Genomic DNA, 458 nt, shown 5'->3' with positions numbered 1-458 from the left:
GATACGCTCTGCATTGACGATGTGAAATACCAAGAGTTTAGAAAAACCGTTCACAAGCCATGGCTACAATGGTTGTTTAACCGTATTCCTTGGTTCATTAAGAAGAAAATTGTCTCAAAAGTTCAATCCGATATTCGTGATGATAAAATGAGCAAGTCATTAGATATCATGGACGTCAACCAAAACGAGGTCGAGAAAGTAATGTCTCAGAACTGCGTCAACTTAATGATTCATGGTCACACACATCGCCCGAACACACATTTTTTTGACGTCGATGGCGTTAAAAAGACCCGAATTGTTTTAGGGGATTGGTATACGCAAGGCTCAGTTTTAAAAGTAAATTCTGATAGTTTTGACCTGCAAACGAGACCGTTCATACAGAATTTGCGTTAAGCATGTAGAGCGTGTAGAAGATTCACGCTCAAGTCGTAGATATTTTGTAAAAAATCGCTATTATC

The 458-nt window shown here is 38.6% G+C and carries 1 protein-coding gene; it reads left to right on the top strand.

Annotated features, from left to right (window positions below):
- Positions 1–393, top strand: a 393-nt coding sequence (locus IQR33_RS12675; RefSeq protein WP_193843743.1) for a UDP-2,3-diacylglucosamine diphosphatase, incomplete at its 5' end; no start/stop codon positions are given.
- Between the last annotated feature and the right edge of the window lie 65 nt (positions 394–458).

Origin of the sequence: Vibrio sp. OPT46 (genome assembly GCF_015163535.1) — a bacterium.
GTDB classification, from domain to species: domain Bacteria; phylum Pseudomonadota; class Gammaproteobacteria; order Enterobacterales; family Vibrionaceae; genus Vibrio; species Vibrio alginolyticus.
Note: the sequence above shows the minus strand (reverse complement) of the source record. Positions and strands in the feature narration are given on the sequence as shown.